General features: G+C 56.1%; 22 protein-coding genes and 1 tRNA gene. 11 read left to right on the forward strand and 12 right to left on the reverse strand.

Features of this window, described 5'->3' with window-relative positions; all coding sequences use genetic code 11:
* Positions 1 to 7 precede the first annotated feature (7 nt).
* Together mlaD and RA28_RS19530 are read left to right on the forward strand one after the other, a co-directional pair.
* Positions 8 to 460: an outer membrane lipid asymmetry maintenance protein MlaD gene (gene mlaD / locus RA28_RS19525; RefSeq protein WP_039532400.1), complete on the forward strand. Its 453-nt coding sequence runs from the start codon at positions 8 to 10 to the stop codon at positions 458 to 460.
* On the forward strand, positions 457 to 816 hold the full coding sequence (locus RA28_RS19530; protein WP_039532402.1) for a DUF2155 domain-containing protein: 360 nt from the start codon (positions 457 to 459) through the stop codon (positions 814 to 816). The genes mlaD and RA28_RS19530 overlap by 4 nt, the downstream gene beginning before the upstream one ends.
* Here the strand turns inward: RA28_RS19530 and aat are convergent.
* The 4 genes from aat to RA28_RS19550 form a co-directional block, all read right to left on the reverse strand.
* Positions 780 to 1,412: a leucyl/phenylalanyl-tRNA--protein transferase gene (gene aat / locus RA28_RS19535; protein ID WP_039532405.1), complete on the reverse strand. Its 633-nt coding sequence runs from the start codon at positions 1,410 to 1,412 to the stop codon at positions 780 to 782. The two genes, RA28_RS19530 and aat, sit on opposite strands and share 37 nt — an antisense overlap.
* Before the next feature lie 39 nt (positions 1,413 to 1,451).
* Positions 1,452 to 2,801 carry an acetyl-CoA carboxylase biotin carboxylase subunit gene (gene accC, locus RA28_RS19540; protein ID WP_039532407.1) on the reverse strand — a complete coding sequence of 450 codons (1,350 nt, stop codon included), beginning with the start codon at positions 2,799 to 2,801 and terminating at the stop codon, positions 1,452 to 1,454.
* 9 nt (positions 2,802 to 2,810) lie between these two features.
* Positions 2,811 to 3,314: an acetyl-CoA carboxylase biotin carboxyl carrier protein gene (accB, locus tag RA28_RS19545; protein WP_039532409.1), complete on the reverse strand. Its 504-nt coding sequence runs from the start codon at positions 3,312 to 3,314 to the stop codon at positions 2,811 to 2,813.
* A gap of 151 nt (positions 3,315 to 3,465) precedes the next feature.
* Positions 3,466 to 4,002, reverse strand: coding sequence for a helix-turn-helix domain-containing protein (locus tag RA28_RS19550; protein WP_039532412.1), 537 nt, complete (start codon positions 4,000 to 4,002; stop codon positions 3,466 to 3,468).
* A 175-nt stretch (positions 4,003 to 4,177) separates the two neighbouring features.
* Here RA28_RS19550 and RA28_RS19555 point away from each other — a divergent pair, with 175 nt between their 5' ends.
* The 5 genes from RA28_RS19555 to RA28_RS19575 all read left to right on the forward strand — a co-directional run bounded on the left by RA28_RS19555 (position 4,178) and on the right by RA28_RS19575 (position 10,076).
* A complete protein-coding gene (locus RA28_RS19555) occupies positions 4,178 to 5,470 on the forward strand; it encodes a helix-turn-helix domain-containing protein (protein WP_039532414.1) in 1,293 nt (430 codons plus the stop codon).
* A gap of 78 nt (positions 5,471 to 5,548) precedes the next feature.
* The gene (locus tag RA28_RS19560) at positions 5,549 to 5,929 is read left to right on the forward strand and encodes a response regulator transcription factor (protein ID WP_039532417.1); all 381 of its coding nucleotides are present in this window, start codon (positions 5,549 to 5,551) and stop codon (positions 5,927 to 5,929) included.
* Positions 5,926 to 6,234, forward strand: coding sequence for a hypothetical protein (locus tag RA28_RS19565; protein WP_039532420.1), 309 nt, complete (start codon positions 5,926 to 5,928; stop codon positions 6,232 to 6,234). The genes RA28_RS19560 and RA28_RS19565 overlap by 4 nt, the downstream gene beginning before the upstream one ends.
* Complete coding sequence (locus RA28_RS19570) at positions 6,222 to 8,903, forward strand: sensor histidine kinase (protein ID WP_039532422.1); 2,682 nt, start codon at positions 6,222 to 6,224, stop codon at positions 8,901 to 8,903. Before RA28_RS19565 ends, RA28_RS19570 begins: the two co-directional genes overlap by 13 nt.
* 75 nt (positions 8,904 to 8,978) lie before the next feature.
* Positions 8,979 to 10,076, forward strand: a complete 1,098-nt coding sequence (locus RA28_RS19575; protein ID WP_052261522.1) for a flagellar motor switch protein FliM — start codon at positions 8,979 to 8,981, stop codon at positions 10,074 to 10,076.
* Between the two features lie 109 nt (positions 10,077 to 10,185).
* On the opposite strand, the gene RA28_RS19580 is transcribed toward RA28_RS19575, so the two are convergent.
* From RA28_RS19580 to RA28_RS19595, 4 genes are read right to left on the reverse strand one after another with little or no spacing between them, the layout of a single operon-like run.
* A complete protein-coding gene (locus tag RA28_RS19580; RefSeq protein ID WP_039532426.1) occupies positions 10,186 to 10,617 on the reverse strand; it encodes a TIGR01244 family sulfur transferase in 432 nt (143 codons plus the stop codon).
* A 9-nt stretch (positions 10,618 to 10,626) separates the two neighbouring features.
* Positions 10,627 to 11,058 (reverse strand): DUF6691 family protein, encoded by a 432-nt coding sequence (locus RA28_RS19585; RefSeq protein WP_039532427.1) that lies wholly within the window; start codon positions 11,056 to 11,058, stop codon positions 10,627 to 10,629.
* Positions 11,058 to 11,486 carry a YeeE/YedE family protein gene (locus RA28_RS19590; RefSeq protein ID WP_039532430.1) on the reverse strand — a complete coding sequence of 143 codons (429 nt, stop codon included), beginning with the start codon at positions 11,484 to 11,486 and terminating at the stop codon, positions 11,058 to 11,060. Before RA28_RS19590 ends, RA28_RS19585 begins: the two co-directional genes overlap by 1 nt.
* Positions 11,487 to 11,513: 27 nt before the next feature.
* Positions 11,514 to 12,377, reverse strand: coding sequence for an MBL fold metallo-hydrolase (locus RA28_RS19595; RefSeq protein WP_039532433.1), 864 nt, complete (start codon positions 12,375 to 12,377; stop codon positions 11,514 to 11,516).
* Positions 12,378 to 12,618: 241 nt separating this feature from the next.
* On the opposite strand from RA28_RS19595, the gene RA28_RS19600 reads away from it, so the two are divergent.
* Positions 12,619 to 12,834 carry a hypothetical protein gene (locus tag RA28_RS19600; protein WP_039532436.1) on the forward strand — a complete coding sequence of 72 codons (216 nt, stop codon included), beginning with the start codon at positions 12,619 to 12,621 and terminating at the stop codon, positions 12,832 to 12,834.
* 9 nt (positions 12,835 to 12,843) lie between these two features.
* On the opposite strand, the gene RA28_RS19605 is transcribed toward RA28_RS19600, so the two are convergent.
* On the reverse strand, positions 12,844 to 13,062 hold the full coding sequence (locus tag RA28_RS19605) for a hypothetical protein (protein WP_039532438.1): 219 nt from the start codon (positions 13,060 to 13,062) through the stop codon (positions 12,844 to 12,846).
* A 430-nt stretch (positions 13,063 to 13,492) separates the two neighbouring features.
* On the opposite strand from RA28_RS19605, the gene RA28_RS19610 reads away from it, so the two are divergent.
* Positions 13,493 to 13,777, forward strand: coding sequence for a DUF2312 domain-containing protein (locus RA28_RS19610; RefSeq protein WP_241481169.1), 285 nt, complete (start codon positions 13,493 to 13,495; stop codon positions 13,775 to 13,777).
* 323 nt (positions 13,778 to 14,100) lie between these two features.
* Here RA28_RS19610 and RA28_RS19620 read toward each other — a convergent pair whose 3' ends face one another.
* Positions 14,101 to 14,895, reverse strand: a complete 795-nt coding sequence (locus RA28_RS19620; RefSeq protein WP_241481170.1) for a hypothetical protein — start codon at positions 14,893 to 14,895, stop codon at positions 14,101 to 14,103.
* A 262-nt stretch (positions 14,896 to 15,157) separates the two neighbouring features.
* Between RA28_RS19620 and RA28_RS19625 the strand changes: the two genes are divergently transcribed.
* A tRNA-Thr gene (locus RA28_RS19625) sits at positions 15,158 to 15,233 on the forward strand.
* Positions 15,234 to 15,518: 285 nt separating this feature from the next.
* Positions 15,519 to 16,826, forward strand: a complete 1,308-nt coding sequence (locus tag RA28_RS19630) for a hypothetical protein (RefSeq protein ID WP_039532450.1) — start codon at positions 15,519 to 15,521, stop codon at positions 16,824 to 16,826.
* A gap of 490 nt (positions 16,827 to 17,316) precedes the next feature.
* Here the strand turns inward: RA28_RS19630 and RA28_RS19635 are convergent, their stop codons facing one another.
* The gene (locus tag RA28_RS19635; RefSeq protein ID WP_039532455.1) at positions 17,317 to 17,634 is read right to left on the reverse strand and encodes a hypothetical protein; all 318 of its coding nucleotides are present in this window, start codon (positions 17,632 to 17,634) and stop codon (positions 17,317 to 17,319) included.
* Positions 17,635 to 17,679: 45 nt separating this feature from the next.
* Positions 17,680 to 18,411 carry a hypothetical protein gene (locus tag RA28_RS19640; protein WP_039532465.1) on the reverse strand — a complete coding sequence of 244 codons (732 nt, stop codon included), beginning with the start codon at positions 18,409 to 18,411 and terminating at the stop codon, positions 17,680 to 17,682.
* Positions 18,412 to 18,557 lie beyond the last annotated feature (146 nt).

Genomic DNA, 18,557 nt, shown 5'->3' on the forward strand with positions numbered 1-18,557 from the left:
GGCGAATATGTCGAGCTACAATACGACCGAAGTCCTGGTTGGCGGGGCCGTTCTGGCCTGTGCCGTGGCGTTTGGTGTCTATGCCAGCCAATCCACGGGCTTGTCCCAAAGCCACGCCGGTTATCAACTGGGCGCATCGTTCCGGTCTTTGGAAGGCGTCGGCGTTGGCACGGACGTTCGGCTGGCCGGTGTAAAGATCGGCACTGTAACCCAAGTGGAGTTGAACCCGGACACCTATCGCGCGGATACCAGTTTTTCCGTGGCCGATGGCATCCTTATCCCGGACGACAGTGCCGTAGTCATCTCTTCCGAAGGTCTGCTGGGCGGCAATTTTGTCGAGGTGATGCCTGGCGGTTCACCGTTCTATTTTGAAGCCGGTGATGAGATTGAGGATACGCAGGGTGCGGTGAGCCTGATTTCGCTTCTGGTGAAGTTCGTGGCCGGAGATGGCAGCGAATGATCCGGTGTGCGTTGTTTGCCCTGTCACTGGCAGCAACCGGTGCATCCGCTCAGCAAAAGGTCGAATCCGGACCCGGTGCAATGCTGCGCGGTTTGGATAAGGTGAGCGGGCAGTCCGTTGACGTTCAGGTGCAGTCTGGTGAAACAGCGACCGTTTTTGGACTGGATGTGGCGCTGGGGGACTGCCGGTATCCGGTGGACAACCCGACCGGTGATGCCTTCGCCTATCTGACGGTCTGGGAGCAGGGCAAGTCCGAACAGCTCTTTGACGGTTGGATGATAGCAACATCGCCAGCTTTGAACGCGCTGGATCATGCCCGTTACGATGTCTGGGTGATCCGCTGTATCACGCCCTGAGGGCTCTGGCGCAGGTCAGCCGTGAAGTCGGCGCTCAGATCAAGGGCTTGTTTCAGTTCGGAATGGTAGACGGCACGCGGGATTTCGATTGCCCCAAGCGAAGCGAGATGCGCGGTTAGGAATTGCGTGTCAAACAGCGTAAAACCTGTTCTTCGCAATCGGTCCACCAGATAAGCCAAAGCTATTTTTGAAGCGTCTGTGCGACGGGAAAACATGCTCTCGCCGAAGAACGCCGCGCCGAGGGCGACACCGTAGACACCACCGACCAGAGCGTCGGCGTCCCAGACTTCAAGCGAATGAGCCTGACCGGTTTTGAACAGCGTTTGATACAGCTTGCGAAGTTCCAGATTGATCCACGTATCGGCGCGGTCGGCGCAGCCATCCACGACACCATCAAAATCCTGATTGATTGTGATCGTGAATTCGCAACTGCGGATACGGCGGGAAAGACTTCGCGAGATATGAAATCCGTCCAACGGGAACACTCCGCGAAACTTGGGATCGACCCAGAACAAGTCCGGGTCGTCGCGATGTTCGGCCATCGGAAAAATGCCGATGGAATACCCGTGCAACAGCAGTTCTGGCGAAAGGCTCATGTCAGATGAACCGGGACCGAATGAACCGGTCCCGAGATCTTATTGCGCCATGTTCTCCGCAAGCCAACGCTCCAACCAATGGATGTTGTAGTCACCGCTGTGCAAGTCGGGTTCCTGCAACAACGCGTGGAAAAGGGGAACAGTGGTGTCGATACCATCCACGATCAACTCGCCCAAGGCGCGTTCAAGGCGGGCCAGCGCCTCGTCCCGGTCACGCCCCTGTACAATCAGCTTTGCAATCAGCGAGTCGTAGTAGGGCGGGATCGAATACCCGTCATAAAGCGCCGAATCCATTCGGACGCCCAGCCCACCGGGTGCGTGGTATGCGGTGATCTTGCCCGGGCAGGGTGAGAAGTTCGGTAGTTTCTCGGCATTGATCCGAACTTCGATTGCGTGTCCATTGATCTCAAGATCATCCTGACCAAACGACATGGGCTCACCAGCAGCCACTCGGATCTGTTCGCGCACCAGATCGACGCCGAATATGCCCTCGGTCACAGGATGCTCAACCTGCAGACGGGTATTCATTTCAATGAAGTAGAACTCGCCATTTTCGTACAGGAATTCGATCGTGCCCGCGCCGATATAGTTGATTTTTGCAACCGCATCGGCACAGACCTTGCCGATCTTCGCCCGTTCTTCCGGGGTGATGCTGGGGCCGGGGGCTTCTTCAAAAACCTTCTGATGACGTCGTTGCAGCGAGCAATCCCGCTCGCCCAGATGAACCGCTTTTCCTTTGCCATCGCCAAAGACCTGGATTTCAATATGGCGGGGCGTGGTCAGGTATTTTTCGATATAGACTTCGTCATTGCCAAAGGCGGCCTTGCCTTCGGCCCGAGCGGTCATGAACGCGCTTTCCATTTCATCGGCGTTCATCGCTACTTTCATGCCGCGCCCGCCACCGCCAGCGGTGGCTTTGATAATCACGGGGTATCCGAATTCCTCACCGATTTTCTTGGCGGTTGCCAGATCGGGAACGCCGCCGTCAGACCCCGGAACGCAAGGCACGCCCAGTTCCTTCATCGTGTCTTTGGCGGTGATCTTGTCGCCCATGACCCGAATATGCTCGGCGGTGGGGCCGATGAATGTTATCCCGTGGTCTTCGACGATCTGCACGAACTCGGCGTTCTCGGACAGAAAGCCATAGCCCGGGTGGATCGCTTGCGCCCCGGTAATTTCGCAGGCCGAGATGATGGCGGGCATGGACAGATAGCTTTGCGGGCTGGGCGGTGGACCAATGCAAACCGATTCGTCTGCCATGCGCACATGCATCGCATCGCTGTCGGCGGTCGAATGCACGGCAACCGTCTTAATCCCCATCTCGCGCGCAGCGCGGATCACGCGCAGGGCGATCTCGCCTCGGTTGGCAATCAGGATCTTGTCGAACATGGTCCCGCCTTACTCGATGATCACCAGAGGGGTGCCGAATTCCACGGCGTCGCCATCACCCACGAGGATGCGCTTGATCGAGCCCGATTTGGGCGCGTGAATGTGGTTCATCGTTTTCATCGCTTCGACGATCAACAGGGTGTCGCCTTCGGAAACCGAGGCGCCAACGCTGATGAAAGAGGGCGCGCCCGGTTCGGGCTGCAGATAGACGGTTCCGACCATGGGCGAGGTCACGGCACCCGGATGGCTTGCCGGATCATCCGTTGACGCCGGGGCCTCGGCTGCCGCAGGCGCAGGGGTCGGTGCTGGAGCGGGCGCGGCGGCGGCAGCTACCGGTGCCGCCACTTGAACCGGAGCGGCAACGGCTTGTGTCGCACGGCTGACGCGCACATTCAGGCTGTCCTCCTCGCCGTATTCACGTTTGACCTGCAACTCGGTCAAATCATTTTCGCGCAGCAGTTCGGCCAGTGCCTTGATGAACGCGACATCCGCTTCGTGTTTGGTATCTGTCATGAGTGTCCTCGAAGGTTCCCCTTTGGCCCGTCTGTTCCCCGCGGGCTTTGATCTGATTAGGCAGCGTTATAAGCCATGCGCACGGCCATGAAAAGCGCAGTCTGGCGGTGAAAAGCACAGGTTTCTGCAGCGCTGATAAGCTTTGTTTTCCTCACAGTGGCATTCCCGACAGCTTGGCCACCAACTCGGGCAGTTTTCGGGCCCCGAACTTTTCCAGTAAACGGGCGCGGTAGGCCTCGATTGTCCGGTAGCTCAGCCCAAGATCGGCGCCGATTTCCTTGGCGGACAGGCCCCGGCACGACAAAATCGCGACTTCTCGTTCGCGGGTTGTCAGTTCTACCAAGGGGCGTTCTTCCGAAATGTCAGAAAAGCTCCAGATTCCGTGCCGGAACGGGTCGTCCGGGGTCAGCGATCGGCCGCGCGCCCGGCACCAGAACAAATCACCGCTGCGCCGCCGCATCACTCTTTCGTCGGTGTAATACCCGGTATCTCGCATCACTTGTAAGCTGCGCGCACCGATCCGCTCCCAATCGGCGACGGAGGGGTACAGGTGCAACAGCGGCATATTGCGGTACTCGGCTTCATCTCCACCGAAAGTGCGTGCAAACTGCAGGTTACAGCGGCGGATTATCCGATTTTCCAACTCGACCAGACCGATTGGTGCGTATTCAAAGGCTGGATCGCTCATATACGTATGGTGACGCGTATTTTAGGGAAAGAGAAGGGGGCGCAGGGAAAAGGGCTGAATTTCCCGGCCCTCGCTTGTTAACGTTGTAAATTGGCTTTGAAAACTCATGTGCAATAGTTAAAAATCACAATGGAATTCTGAAAAGCCAGACATAGCGACCAGAGGTCCGGTAGCGATGAGAGACACGCTGACAGGTAGCCGAATACGGGAAAGACGGCAGATCTGCGGGCTGCGGCAGGCCGAACTGGCGCGCCAGGTGGGTATATCAGCGTCTTACCTGAACCTGATTGAGCACAATCGTCGCCGGATCGGCGGCAAGCTTTTGGTGGATATTGCCGGAGCTTTGTCGGTTGAGCCCTCGCTTTTGACACAAGGTATCGAAGAAACTTTGATCTCGGCCTTGCGCGAGGCTGCCGCAGATGCTGTTGGCCAGCAGGCGGAACTTGACGGGCTGGAAGAATTTGCAAGCCGGTTTCCAGGCTGGTCAGGCGTATTGGCGCACATGCATCGCCGCGTCGTGTCCTTGGAACGAACGGTTGAAACGCTTTCAGACCGCCTGACAAATGACCCGCATCTTGCGGCGTCTATGCATGAAGTCCTGTCTACCGCTGCTGCAATCCGGTCGACGGCTGCAATTCTGGCTGAACCTGGTGAGATTGAGGCCGAGTGGCGTGACCGGTTTCATCGCAACATTCATCAGGATGCCGAGCGCCTTGCCGAAAGTTCGAAAGCTCTGGTTGCCTACCTTGACGACAATGAGGGGCAAGGTGACCTGCGCGGTACCCCCTTGGACGCGGTCGAGGCGTTTTTTGCCGAAAAAGGCTTTCACTTTCCCGAGCTTGAGGGAACCGAAGGTGGCGAAAGCCCCCAACTCGCCCCTTTGGCTGCAGCGGCACGTTCGGTGGCTGAAGACCTGCTCAGGGATTACGCCGCTGACGCACAGGTTGTGCCGATGCACGAGTTGACGCTGGCAATTGGTGAAACACGACCAGACCCACTGGAACTGGCGAACAGGTTTTCCGTCGATCTGCCGACCATGCTGCGCCGCCTCGCCACCCTGCCAGAAGGTGTGTTGGCCAGACCAGCCGGGATCGTCACATGTGATGCCTCCGGCGGGGTCTTGTTCTATAAGCCAGTCGCCGGTTTCGCCTTGCCACGCCACGGAGAAACCTGTCCGCATTGGCCCATCTTCACAGCATTGAACCGCCCTCTGGTGCCGATCCGAAGACGGGTTGTTCAGCTTGGGCGCACGCCGGCCGAGTTTGACTGTTACGCAATCGCTTGGCCGCAGCCCACCAAAGGGTTTGACGCAGAACCCACTTATCGATCTGTGATGCTGGTACTGCCAGTTGATGAGGTTTCCGAACCTCAGGAAACCGTCACTCAAGTTGGTACGAATTGTCGTATTTGCCCGAAATCCGACTGCACCGCCCGCCGCGAGCCATCAATCCTGAGCGAAGGTTTTTGACAGGTCCCCGACACAGCGCTTAATCTGCCCTCGGCGGGTGGGCGATTGCGTGACCTGTCATGGGGAGGAACTGAAAATATGAGCCGAAAGGTTCTGCTGATCGAGGATGAGCCCAACATTACCGAGGCGATCCGATTTCTGCTGACCCGTGAGGGGTGGCAGGTTGAAACGCATGCTGATGGGGCCGATGCCGTTCAGGTGATCGTCGCCGCACAGCCCGATCTGGTTATTCTGGACGTCATGTTGCCGGGCAAAAGCGGAATGGACATCCTTCGCGATTTGCGTGAGTTAAAGAGTATGCAAGCCCTGCCTATTCTCATGCTTACGGCACGCGGGCAATCCCGCGACAGGGAAATGGCCGAGAATGCCGGTGTCAGCAGGTTTATGACCAAGCCGTTTTCCAATACCGAGGTGCTGACCGCCGTGCGTGACTTGCACGCTCAGGCAACACGGTTATGACCGCGCCCGATCAGGATGAGCGACGTCGACCGTCGCTTTTTCTTGAAAGGCAAAGCTATCGCCGGCGCAGGCTTATGGACGCGGCACGCCTGCTGCCCTTGCTCGGGGCTGCGATGATCGCTTTGCCACTGCTTTGGCCCGACGAAAGCGGCGGCGCGGGTGCGGTGCCAATGTCGGCCGCAATCGTCTACATTTTTGCCTGCTGGGGCATCCTGATCTTGATCAGCTTGTTGTTCGGCTTTGCCGCGAGGCGTCTGAGCGCGCGGGAAAAGGATGAGCCGGAGGCGGGCAAATGGCAACGCTGAATGTCCTGATACTCGTCTGTCTGGGCTACGTGGTGCTGTTGTTTGGTGTCGCTTTTGCAGCAGACCGGCTGGCAGCGGCGGGGCGGGGTAGATGGTTGCGATCTCCGCTTATCTATACGCTTTCGCTGTCCATCTATTGTACGGCTTGGACCTTTTACGGTGCGGTCGGCAATGCGGCGCGGTCAGGGCTGGAGTTTGTAACAATATATCTGGGACCTACGCTGGTTATGGTCGGTTGGTGGTGGGGGCTGCGCAAGCTGGTCCGGGTTGGACGCAGCCAGCGCGTGACGTCAATCGCTGACCTGATTTCCTCACGCTATGGTAAGTCCAACACTTTGGCTATCTGTGTCACGATCCTGGCCGTGGTTGGTGGCACTCCGTATATTGCGCTGCAATTACAATCAATTACTCTGTCCTTTTCGATCTTTGCCGAAGCAGACCCCACCGGGCTTTACCGCGAAGGCTCCAGTGTTTTCTGGGTGGCAACCGGGTTGGCGTTATTCGCGATCCTGTTCGGAACCCGAAACCTTGATGCGAATGAAAGACACCACGGTGTCGTGACCGCCATTGCGCTGGAGGCGGTTGTAAAACTTGTTGCGCTATTGGCTGTTGGCATCTTTGTGGTCTGGACCATCGCCGGCGGGATCGAACAGATGATGGACCGGATTGACAGTTCACCAATCGGGCAGTGGAACATTGACGCAAGTCGGTGGACAACTTTCACGTTTCTGTCCGCAGCTGCCTTCATCTGCTTGCCGCGCATGTTTCAGGTCATGGTCGTGGAAAACGACGATGAAAGTCATCTGCGGACTGCGGCCTGGGCGTTCCCTTTGTACCTGTTGTTGATGAGCCTGTTTGTGGTTCCGATCGCAGTTGTCGGTCTGGACCTTATGCCCGCGGGGGCGAACCCCGACTTGTTTGTGCTGACCGTTCCACTGTCACAAGGCAACGATTGGTTGGCCATGCTGTCTTTCATCGGTGGCTTTTCGTCGGCCACGTCGATGGTAATCGTGACAGCAATGGCCCTGTCGACGATGGTGTCAAACCATGTGGTCATGCCGATCTGGCTGAGCGCACAGGAAGGCTCGGCCTCGGTATCCGGCGATGTTCGGACCATCGTTCTGATGGCGCGGCGGGTATCGATCGCGGCGATTATGGCGTTGGGCTATTTCTATTATCGAATGTCTGGCGGCGGCGCGGCACTGGCATCAATCGGTTTGGTAGCCTTTGCCGGAATTTCCCAGATTTTACCTGCGCTGGTCGGCGGACTATTCTGGCGCGGTGCCACGCGCACGGGCGCATTGGTTGGTTTGAGCATCGGCTTTGGATTGTGGATCTACACCCTTTTGCTGCCCGGCATGGGCGGTGGTCTCATACCCGTTTCAGTGATTGAAAACGGCCCCTTCGGCTGGGGTTTCCTCCGACCGCAAGCGCTGTTCGGCATCGAAGGAATCGATCCGATGGTGCACAGCGTGATGTGGTCGCTGTCACTGAATACGATCGGGTTTTGCGTTGCATCGCTGCTGAGCTTTCCAAGCCCGCTGGAGCGATTGCAGGGCGCCCAGTTCGTTAACGTCTTTGATCATTCGGTAGCGCCGCAAGGATGGACGGGCTCCGTTGCGCAAAGCGAAGACCTGATGATCATGACGCAGCGTATTTTGGGCACCGTGCCTGCGCAGGAATTCTTTCAGGCCGAAGCCGAACGCCAAAACGGTCGACCGGGGCGATTGCCGGAACCGACGCCCGGTTTCTTGCAGCGGCTGGAACGCGAACTCAGCGGTTCGGTTGGTGCAGCCACAGCCCATGCGATGATCGGCCAGATCGTAGGCGGATCGTCCGTATCGGTCGAAGACCTGCTGGCGGTGGCTGATGAATCCGCTCAGTTGCTGGAATATTCCAGCCAATTGGAGGAAAAGTCGGCGGAATTGACGCGCACCGCACGCAAGTTGCGCGAGGCGAACACGAAATTGACGCAAGTCTCGGCACAAAAGGACGATTTCCTAAGCCAGGTGAGCCACGAATTGCGCACGCCCATGACGTCAATCCGGGCCTTTTCCGAGATTATGCGTGATGCAGACGACCTGAGCGCGGACGACCAGATCCGCTATGCCGCGATCATCCACGACGAGGCGCTGCGTCTTACGCGTGTGCTTGACGACCTACTGGACCTGAGCGTTCTGGAAAGCGGGCAGGTCAGTTTGAATGTGGGCGATGGCAGCCTTAAATCGGTTCTTGATCGCGCGGTATCCAGCGCCCTGGCTGGGGGAGACGGCAGCTTGATTGTAAGGCGGGTTCGCCCCTCCGAACGGATTCAGCTGCACACGGATTTGGATCGGCTTGGGCAGGTCTTTATCAATCTTATCTCCAATGCACAGAAGTATTGCGACGCGCTTGAGCCCGTGTTGACCATCTCGACCCATGATGTGGGGGGGCAGGTCGTCATAGACTTTGTCGACAACGGGAGCGGTATCCCGCCCGAGGCGCAATCCATGGTGTTCGAGAAGTTCGCCCGAGTAGGCTCGGACAAGGCGGGCGGGGCTGGTCTGGGGCTGGCGATCTGCCGTGAAATCATGCAGCGCCTGGGTGGCGACATCACCTACTTGCCAGGGCAGGGCGGTGCAGGCTTCCGCCTCAGTCTACCCTTGGCTTACCGCCAGGCGGCCCAATAGCACGGCCATAAAGAAAATCGTAACTGTCGCCGGGCTACATCTTTGTTCAACGGAAAAAAACGGCGGCTTGATGCCATGAATCAGCAGGTCAATTCGGCCTTGGCGCGCAAACTCTCAGCCGGACAAGACATGGCCGTATCCAACGGTCGTTCGGTGCTGCGCGCGTTTCGTCTGGCTTTGGCGCGGGCTGCAGATGAATGCCTGAACCTGCCTCTGGCCGTGATCGGCGCAAAACAAACGCTGCGCGCGCCAACTGACCTTGACAAAGTGATCAGCGATGACTGGCTGTTGCTGGTGTTCGCTTCAGAGTCCGGGACAGCGGCAATCTGCCTGGATCCGGGCTGTGTTTCCGCCATCGTCCAAATGCAGACCATTGGTCAGGTCGCGGCAGCGCCGCCGAACCCAAGGCAGCTGACCGACACGGATGCCGCCATGAGCCTTCCGTTGATCGAGGACATGCTGAACCGGGCACAAACTCTGGTCGATGGTCCGCAAGATCCGGTCAGCTTGTCCGGACTGGCCTTTGCGTCACGGGTTCCCGATCGGCGCAGCGTTGGTCTGGCCCTGACAGAAGATAATTATACGGTGTTCGACTTGACGGTCGAAATCGCTGGGGGTGCGCGGCAGGGGCAGATTTGCGCTCTGCTCCCAAACTCGCCTGAAGCCGAAAGCGCCCTTGCCGATGATACGGCCATGAAAGGACCCAATCTGGATCAAGCGGCGGGCGCAATACGCGCGGAATTGCACAGCGTAACCTGCCGGATGTCGCTGCCACTTGCCAAGCTGTCCGAGTTGCAGGTGGGCGACGTGCTTCCGTTGACGGGTGCCCGTCTGGACAGGACTGAAATCACCACAATCGACGGTACACGCACAGCGGTTGGGCGGCTTGGCCAATGCGGCGGAATGCGGGCGGTTCGGATCAATGAACAGATGTCACTGCCCGAGTTGACTGACGCAAGCCGTCACGAGTTCAAAGAAAACGAGACCCGAGCCCATCCGGCAGATTTGGAGGTCGATATCATCCCGCCCGATGAACCCACCCCGCAGGAACCGTCGGAAATTGTGCCTTTAGACCAAAGCGCGGTAAACTACGTGAATTCGGACAAAATGGTTGCGGAAATTTCCGAACTGGCCGGGTTAAAGGATCGTACAGACGATTCCAATTTCGCCTGATTTCGAAGGCTTCGATCCCGAGATGGCCCAGCATTCGCCCGTGCAGATTTGGGAGCTTGGCCCGTCGCCCATCGGATATTGCTTTGACCCTGCACAATAAACCTGAGAATTACTCTGGCGTGCCGCTAAGCTGTTCCAGCGTTGGGCGCAAGCCATCCAGCGCGTATCCGGCCCTGCCAGTCGCATCCAATATCTCTTCGGCGCTCATTTGGTCGCACTGCCCCAAAGCCCAAACAACCGAACATCGCGTCCCCGAGGCGCAGTAGGCCAGGACAGGCCCCGAGCAGCTCTCGGCCAAATCCTTTTGGCGGGCCACGTTCTCTGGCGTCATCGTTTGATGCGTAAGTTCCAAAACCTCGTATTCCATCCCCGCGGCCCGAACCGCGTCGCCAATGGCGTCGGATTGCATGTCGAAGGGGACCTCGGCGTTGGGTCGGTTGCAGATTACCTTGACGAAACCTGCCTCGGCGATGGCTGGCACGTCCTCAACTGTGATCTGCGGTGAGACGGCATAGCGGGGTGTGATCGGGCGAATCTCCATGGCAATTGATTAGGGCGCATTGGCCACTCTGTCCAGTTGCGCCCCCAGTGTTGGCGCGGCCACCATGCCGGCCACCATCGCGATCAGAAAGACAAACCCGTTCAACCCGCCATAGCTGAGTGAGGCCAGTGCCGGACCGGGGCACAATCCTGCCAATGCCCAACCTACGCCAAAGAGCCCCGAGCCAACGACAAGCCGCCGGTCAATCCCGGATGCGACCGGGGCGGGGAATTGCCCGCCGGCGATTGGCCTTCGGTTACGTGTCAATCGCCAGGCCAGCAGCATGGGCAGAATTGCGCCGCCCATCACAAAGGCAAGCGTGGGGTCCCAGTTGCCAAAGACATCCAGCCAACCTTGTACTTTTAGTGTGTCTGTCATGCCCGAGATCAAAAGGCCTGTGCCAAACAGCGCCCCGGCAACAAATGCAATCACGCCGCGCATCAAATCACGCTCCAGACATGCCGCAACAGTGTCATTGTGACGGCGCCGCTCGAAATGAACACCAAGGTGGCGACAATTCCACGCCGCGAGAAGCGAGAGATTCCGCAGACACCGTGCCCAGACGTGCACCCATTGGCGATACGCGTTCCAACGCCGACCAACAATCCCGCAACAATCCCGATGGCGACACTGCCGGTCAGATGCGTCTGCGTCTCGGGTGCGATGAGAGGACGCAGCAACATCGGCGTTCCGATCAGGCCACAGATGAAAACAAGGCGCTCAAACTGAACGTCGCGCGGGGCGGGGCTGAACAACCCGCCCAGAATGCCGCTGGCCCCCATTATGCGGCCATTGCCCAACAAGAATACTGCGGCCCCACAGCCGATCATAAGGCCGCCAATCAAGCCCCAAACCCATTCCACTTGCATGTTAATGTCCTTTGGTCGCCGTACGTTCTACAGTTTGTTCACTGGGATTTTCAGCATGACGTCGCCCTGCTCATCAGCAGGCGGCATTTGTCCTGCCCGCATGTTTACCTGCAGCGATGGCAAGATCAGGCGCGGCATGGCCAGCGTCGCATCACGCGCGTCTCGCATCTCTACAAATTCTTCGATACTGCGGCCTTGCCCGATGTGGATGTTGAGGGCCTTCTGTTCGCCCACTGTCGTCTCCCACGCGTATTCGTCCCGTCCAGGGGCCTTATAGTCGTGCCCAACGTAAATCCGCGTTTCGTCGGGCAGGGCCAGAATCTTTTGTATCGACTCAAACAGCGTGGCCGAAGAGCCGCCCGGAAAGTCGCAGCGGGCGGTTCCAAAGTCGGGCATAAACAGCGTGTCGCCAACAAAAGCTGCGTCCCCGATCACATAGGTCAGGCAGGCCGGGGTATGTCCGGGCGTGTGCAGGACGTCCCCACGCATTTGCCCGATGTGAAAGCTGTCGCCTTCGGAAAACAGCGCATCGAATTGGCTGCCATCGCGCTGAAACTCGGTACCTTCATTGAAGACTTTGCCGAAGGTGTCCTGGACCAGGACGATGTTTGCGCCAATTCCGATTTTGCCCCCCAGTTCCTGCTGAAGGTAAGGGGCTGCCGAAAGGTGGTCGGCGTGAACGTGGCTTTCCAATATCCACTGCACGGTCAGGTCGTGGTCTTTCACATGCGCGATGACACGGTCCGCGGCCTGGGTTCCCGTACGCCCTGACGCGTGATCAAAGTCCAACACGCTGTCGATGATCGCACAGGCAGTACCTTCCGGCTCCTGCGCGACGTAAGACACTGTGAATGTTTGCTCGTCAAAGAAAGCTGTCACTTTGGGGGTCATCGTGTCCTCCGCCCGGCCGATTTCATATTTCAGTAATGGAATGTGAGCCGTTTTCCAATCTGCGAATTGATTTAGGTCATGGCATTTGCAACAATTCTTGCGTAACGATTAACCAAAGCGCAAGGCTTTGGCGAAATTACGCCGCCCCAGCCATAAAATGTCGCGACATTCATGTATCCGCATGATGGTCTTAATCTCGTTACCTATATCTGGCAGTGTAACACCAAGTGGGAGGACGCAGATGACAGCTCAAGATCTCTATTTCGAGGCGGAAAAGCTTGAACAAAAGCTGAATGGTGCCTGTCTGGATACGCGCTTGGCACTTCAACCCAGCCTCAGCCAGGTTATTGAAAGTATGCGCGCCAGCGGCGTTCAGATTCCTTCGCGGCTTCGTCGGTTGGACGCCGCCTTGTGCGAGGACGCGATCGAAGCTCAGTTCGACAACATGCCCGTGTGAAGACGTTGGTCATCCAAAGGAAATACCCAGGATGACCAGCATCAAACCTATGACAGACAGAAACAACGACGCCATGTTCCAGGGCAGGACGCCCTGAACTGCGGTCCGCAGTTCATCGTCGGACAACCCGGCTTTGCGCGCCTTCATTACGCGAAGAATGCACCAGACAAGCCCGACGAGCCCAGCAAGCGACAGGGCGGCCCCGCCCCAGACAATGATGTCGAACATGGTCCCTCTCGGATGCCAAAAAAGGTTGGACCGCGATTAGCGGATTGCAGGTCAGGGCACAAGCCCGGCAACAGGATTGCTTGCTTGCGCTGACTGCGCGCGAGTTATATCGGACCCGTGCCCGCATCGCGGCGCGGTTTTGCGACTCACGCAGAAGGAAGCCATCATCAAAATTCAAGCTGCTGCCTGATACCGAACCAAATGGGTTCAGCCCCGCTTTTTCCAGGCGGTTCGTTGATACGCGGGATGGTCAACAAAATACGCATGCAGTCAATAGAATGAAACTTAACCCCAAGCAGACCTTCGACTGCGGCCAATCGATCTCTCAAGGATCGGCAACAAGACCAGTCAGTCGCAGGTTCATTGTGCGGCTCAAAAACGGCCAGTATGAAACTGCTTGCAGGTGACCAAAAATATCTTAGCAATACGCTTGAACAAGACACCAGAGGACGAGCCGTTGGATCAAGAAACGCAATCCGAGAATTACAAAGTCACAGCCGGTGAGTTGCGCCAGTTCGTGGAACGCATCGAGCGGCTGGAGGCCGAGAAGAAAGATATCGGCGAACAGATCAAAGAGGTGAAAGCCGAAGCCAAGGCTCGGGGCTACGACGTTCGGGTGCTCACAAAGCTGATTGCCATCCGCAAGCGCGACAAGGATGACATCGCAGAGGAAGAGGCCGTACTTGAGATGTATAAAGAAGCCTTGGGGATGTGACCGCCTGAGAGATTTGGCGCTGGCCGTCGATCGACGTGTTCGCTCCTTAAACTCTCTTGCCTGCGCGCGTTGTGTGAACCCAGGGCGTACATTCGCGCGATCGGCATAATGCCGATGCCGCTGTCCGGCGAATTCGGCACACGAAATACGGGGCGGTTGCACGCGCAGGTCAGGCGGGCCCGATCTGCGCGCGGTACAAAAGTCATCCGGTCTAACGATTGGTCCGAAACCCGAGCGTTTTTATCCAAAAAATCTTCGATGGCGCACAGAAAATTGCAAAACTACGCCTGCGTTTAAAGGCCCAGAGTATTTCTGCCCCCGCTTTATGGTTTTAGAAACCGAACGTCTGACATGGTTTGCAGGACATCCATGTCCTGTTCGTAAAGCTCGTTGAATGCCGCGATAATGTCGTCATTCCACCCGGGCAGGTCCAATTCTTCTTCGATCGCCTCTGGAAGAGCATAGGTTTCAAAAATCCGGCTGAGTTCCAACCGGGTGTCGGCATCGATAGGCACCGGTCGTTCTGCGGTCAATGCCTCTATCTCTGCGCGGCCCGCCTCGGAAACCAAAGAGGAAAGCAAAGCATACTCACCGTTCAGCGGCGTATTGTCCGGCAGCGCGGCCATAGCGCGTGCAATATCACCCCAGATCAGCGGAGAGTCCTCATTGCGCCACAGCGTGATGCGCACATCCGGAGCCAGATCGCGGATATTGTCGATCAACGTGAGCCAACTGAGACAGCTCAGATCAGTTTCGGCCAGAACGCGTTGTCGATCAGCATCGGTCTGCGCCATGACGGCCATTGGAATGAAACTGCCCGGATTGCGCAGACCAAGGAACAGCTCGATTGGCATTCCTTCAAAAGCGTCCTCCATGAACGCGACACGCTCGCCCGCCAACGGGTAGAATTGACCGTCCATGATAGAGGTCTGGATGGGGCCCAAATATCCAGGGTTTGTCAGGATCGTGCGGGTCACGGTTTTGTCGTTGGGAACAAGATCCATGAAACTGCTGCGCAAGATTTCGCGATTTGAACCATGGTCCCGCTCATTCAGCGCTGTCCGGAACTGTCGCCGGAACACGCGGGCGCCCCAGAAGGCAACGCTATGGTTACTCATCGCCTCCGCATTGTCTCTCAAAAGACCAAAAATCCGGTCTTCATCCGTAAAAGCAACACCGGCATGGATGACGACCTGCATGATCTGATTTGCCTTCGCGTTCTTGTGCCTTTAGCCGGGGTTACAGCCTGCGGCAGACACAGTCAAATCATGCGCAACGCGATCCACTGTCTGGATTGGACAGGGAAATTGCGGTCACACGGTATCACCATGAATTTTCAGGCTTGCAGTCCGAGTTCCGAACCAGTAAGCGACTGCCTGTGCCCCTATAGCTCAGCTGGTAGAGCAACTGATTTGTAATCAGTAGGTCCGCGGTTCGAGTCCGTGTGGGGGCACCATCTAACCTATTGTTAAAGAACCGTTAATTCAGTTGGCGGGTGTCGGCTATAATAGCTGGGACGAGCCGGGGGCCGCAGAGGGGCCGCTTTCAAATGCGTCCAGCTTCTTTTGCTATCGGCGAATCTCAAGCTATGCCCGAATACACAAGTTAATGCATCTCAAGCGGTATCACTCATTTTAGAGCGAGCGCATTATCTCAATTGCTGATCTGCTGGCACTGGAAGTCCCGAACGGCCGAAGCTACTACTGAAACAACCACACGATGAATTTAAGTGAGATGGTTTATGGCCGCAAATTTCGTTATTCAGGTTCACAAAATCGACGACCAAGTGCTCGTAACAACTTTACAGTCCATCAAGGAGTTGTTTCCTGAAGAAAAAGTGAACTGCAACGTTTCTTTGGTTCAGGGGCTGAACACCCGATTGCAAGACGTTGGCGACGAAACGGAGTTGATTGGAAGATACGCGTTTCAACTAGGTGTCCTCAGCACGAACCTTGGCGGAGATCAGAGCGTTTCCGTAAGTTTTAGCCGAACACCGAGTTCCGGTCCTTCCGCGAAATACGACGAATTTACCGTTAGCTACGGACGTGATGTCAGTAGTTGGGAAGATGACAAAGATATCGTCGCTGCCGTTCACGCTATCCTAGGCGCACTAGACGTTCCTGGGGGTGCTGAAAGCACCGGCGAAGACAACGACACCTTGCGACAGCAAATCTTGGGTTTCGGCGCTGCACATAAGCAGATGCTGGCCTCGCTCAACAAATCAGTAGTCGACGCTGAGCAGCGCCGAATTGAGGCGCAGGCAGAGTTTGAAGAGGCGGAAAAAAAGCGTTCTGAAAAACTTGCGGAAGCGCTGGCAGAAATCGAAAGGGAAAGAGAGCAACTTAAGCTAGAGTCATATCGTTCTGAACGCCGAAATATGCTCCAAAGTCTTTCCAGCGGTGCGACGAATGATCTTCGGAAAACCCTCACTGCTCCAGCGGCGGCTCGGGCAAGTTGGGGGGTATTTGCAGCAAGTTTGGTTCTTGCTGTCTTTGCCGGTTTGTTAGCATTCACAAGTATTTCTCAATTGGACATGAACTCCGTTGATGCAAAGGGTATGATCGCCTTCCTGAATGAAATTTCTCCAGAGAAAGCGCAGGAAAATGATTGGAATCTGGTATTGGATTCATCGATGTTTGCCACGAACTGGTATTTGATCGCTAGATCAAGTCTTGCTTCACTGGTAGCAATTGGAGCGTTGATTTACGCTGCGAATTGGTTGCGGGGTTATTACAATGCCATTCAGCAAGCCAACAGAGATATTGAACAATTTAATGCAGATTTGGTGCGCGCTGGCTGGGTCATCGAAACGATTTTGGAAGTAAAACACGAACACGATGCTGACGTTCCAGAAGCCTGGATACAAGGTGTAACCAACGGACTGTTTGAGCGGCCGAATGCACAAGAACAGGCTAGCGGTCCAACAGAAGCCCTTAGAATGCTAATGGGCTACGGCGTTTCATTGTCGGTTGGTCCAGACGGGACCAAGATGGACGTGTCAGAAAAAAGCGCGAAGAAAATATCCAATGATGCAAAGAAGGTTACTTGAGCAGGACGCTCTATCAATCCAATAAATTGAGGTTCCCACAAGACACACCTCTCCCGCGCCCTGAATCGCCTTTCACAAAAGGTACGAGAGTTGGCCTTGGGCTAAGGCGTCAACTCAGATCAGGGGTTAGCGACGACGCGAGGAGTCACGAAAGCGGCGGTATTCGACCAAAGCGATACCGACCAGCAAACGTGCTCCAGCGCCGATCACAATCAATAAGATTGGATCCACGCGGAACCTCATTTTGGTTGTGTGATTAAAACGCAGACCCAGAAACGAAAAAAGCTCCCACCGGGGGGAGCGATTCAAACCGTCACACGGAATATTGCGTTTCGCAGACTAATAGATGTTCTGCTACATTTAGTCAAGTAGTCGCCTAAACACCCAACATCGTCCTGCGATCTTACAATACCGGCGCATTTTCTCTGGTCAAGGTGCAAACAAAACCCCGCGCTGGGCGGGGTTCGCTGGTCAACTATTGTAGGTAAGGTCAGGTGAGTGGAACCATCCACACCTCGTCGGTATTGCTGTCATAAAGGCAAACGCCGGGGTCCACCGCCATGCCAACTTTGTCTTCCAACCGGATGAGAATTCGATAGCGGGTGTCGGTCAGTTTTTCCCAAACGGTCACGTTACCCCAAATAACCTTGTCCGAATTGCCCGCGTCTTGCAGTGCTTCATACCAAAGCTGCTTACACGTCAGGTTGTGAGGCGCTTTGGGATCAGTGAAATACTGGAACGCTCCATAGCCCACGAACCCAACAACACCGAGACCAGCCAAGCCCCAAAACTTGCTTGCTATGCTCATCGTCTCGCTCCTTATCTTAGGTCCAGCAACCCTAGAGTGCGCCGGTTATTCAATTTCGCAGTGTTTCATCACCCTGCTTACGGAAGGCGACTTAATCGGCAAGTTCTCTATTGTGAGTAATCGCGTCTTATCGTCGGCCATCGTGAATTCAATGACCAACGTATCCATCTGCCTCAATTGCGTAAAAAACTCTGGGTCAGAAATTTCGAAGTGTACTCCCTCCTGATCTTGCGTAGGAAGCAATATGCCGCTCTGAGCTGGAGCGTTCCCATAATACTCGCTTAGAAACCGCCAACGGGTAGGAACTTCTATTACGTTGCCAAGAAATCCAGTCGTTGCAACGACTGCAAATGTACCGTCACTGTCGCAGGCGACAATTAGGCCCTGCGGTTGTTCTGAATTTGGACTTGGCTGCTCTTTGGATGTAATTCCAGCAAATTTCATGACCTCGTCAGTGAATGGGTCGACGATTTCGCCGTACTGCCAACCCTGCGCCATCGCACTTGTCCCAAGCAAAGCTGAGGCCGACAGTCCTAAAAAACCAACCAATGCGCGGATAAGTAGTTTTTTCATGTCCGGTTCTCCTTCTTTCGGCACATAGTCGGGCCGGTGTTCGCTCGCTTGTGATTTCCTGCCACGAAACGAACCAAAGTGTTGAATTTTGGCAGTTTTCAGCAAGCCATTGTTGATCGGGCTGTGCAACAGGAAATCGCCGTTTCGCAGGTCATCCACGCAGATCGACGTGCCTGTCTGGGGTTCGCCTTCAGTTGCTTCCAAGGTCAAACTTCACAGCGTTTAAAGTCATCGAACCACCAACCAACGGCAATGACACAAACGCAATGCCTTTGCGGAAATAGAGGTAACCCCCCGGCCTCTACAATTTCGTCGGTGTTCCCGCGTCGGATAATTTCAGGGGCCTTATC

The organism is Ruegeria sp. ANG-S4 (assembly GCF_000814005.1).
Taxonomy (GTDB): Bacteria; Pseudomonadota; Alphaproteobacteria; order Rhodobacterales; family Rhodobacteraceae; genus Ruegeria.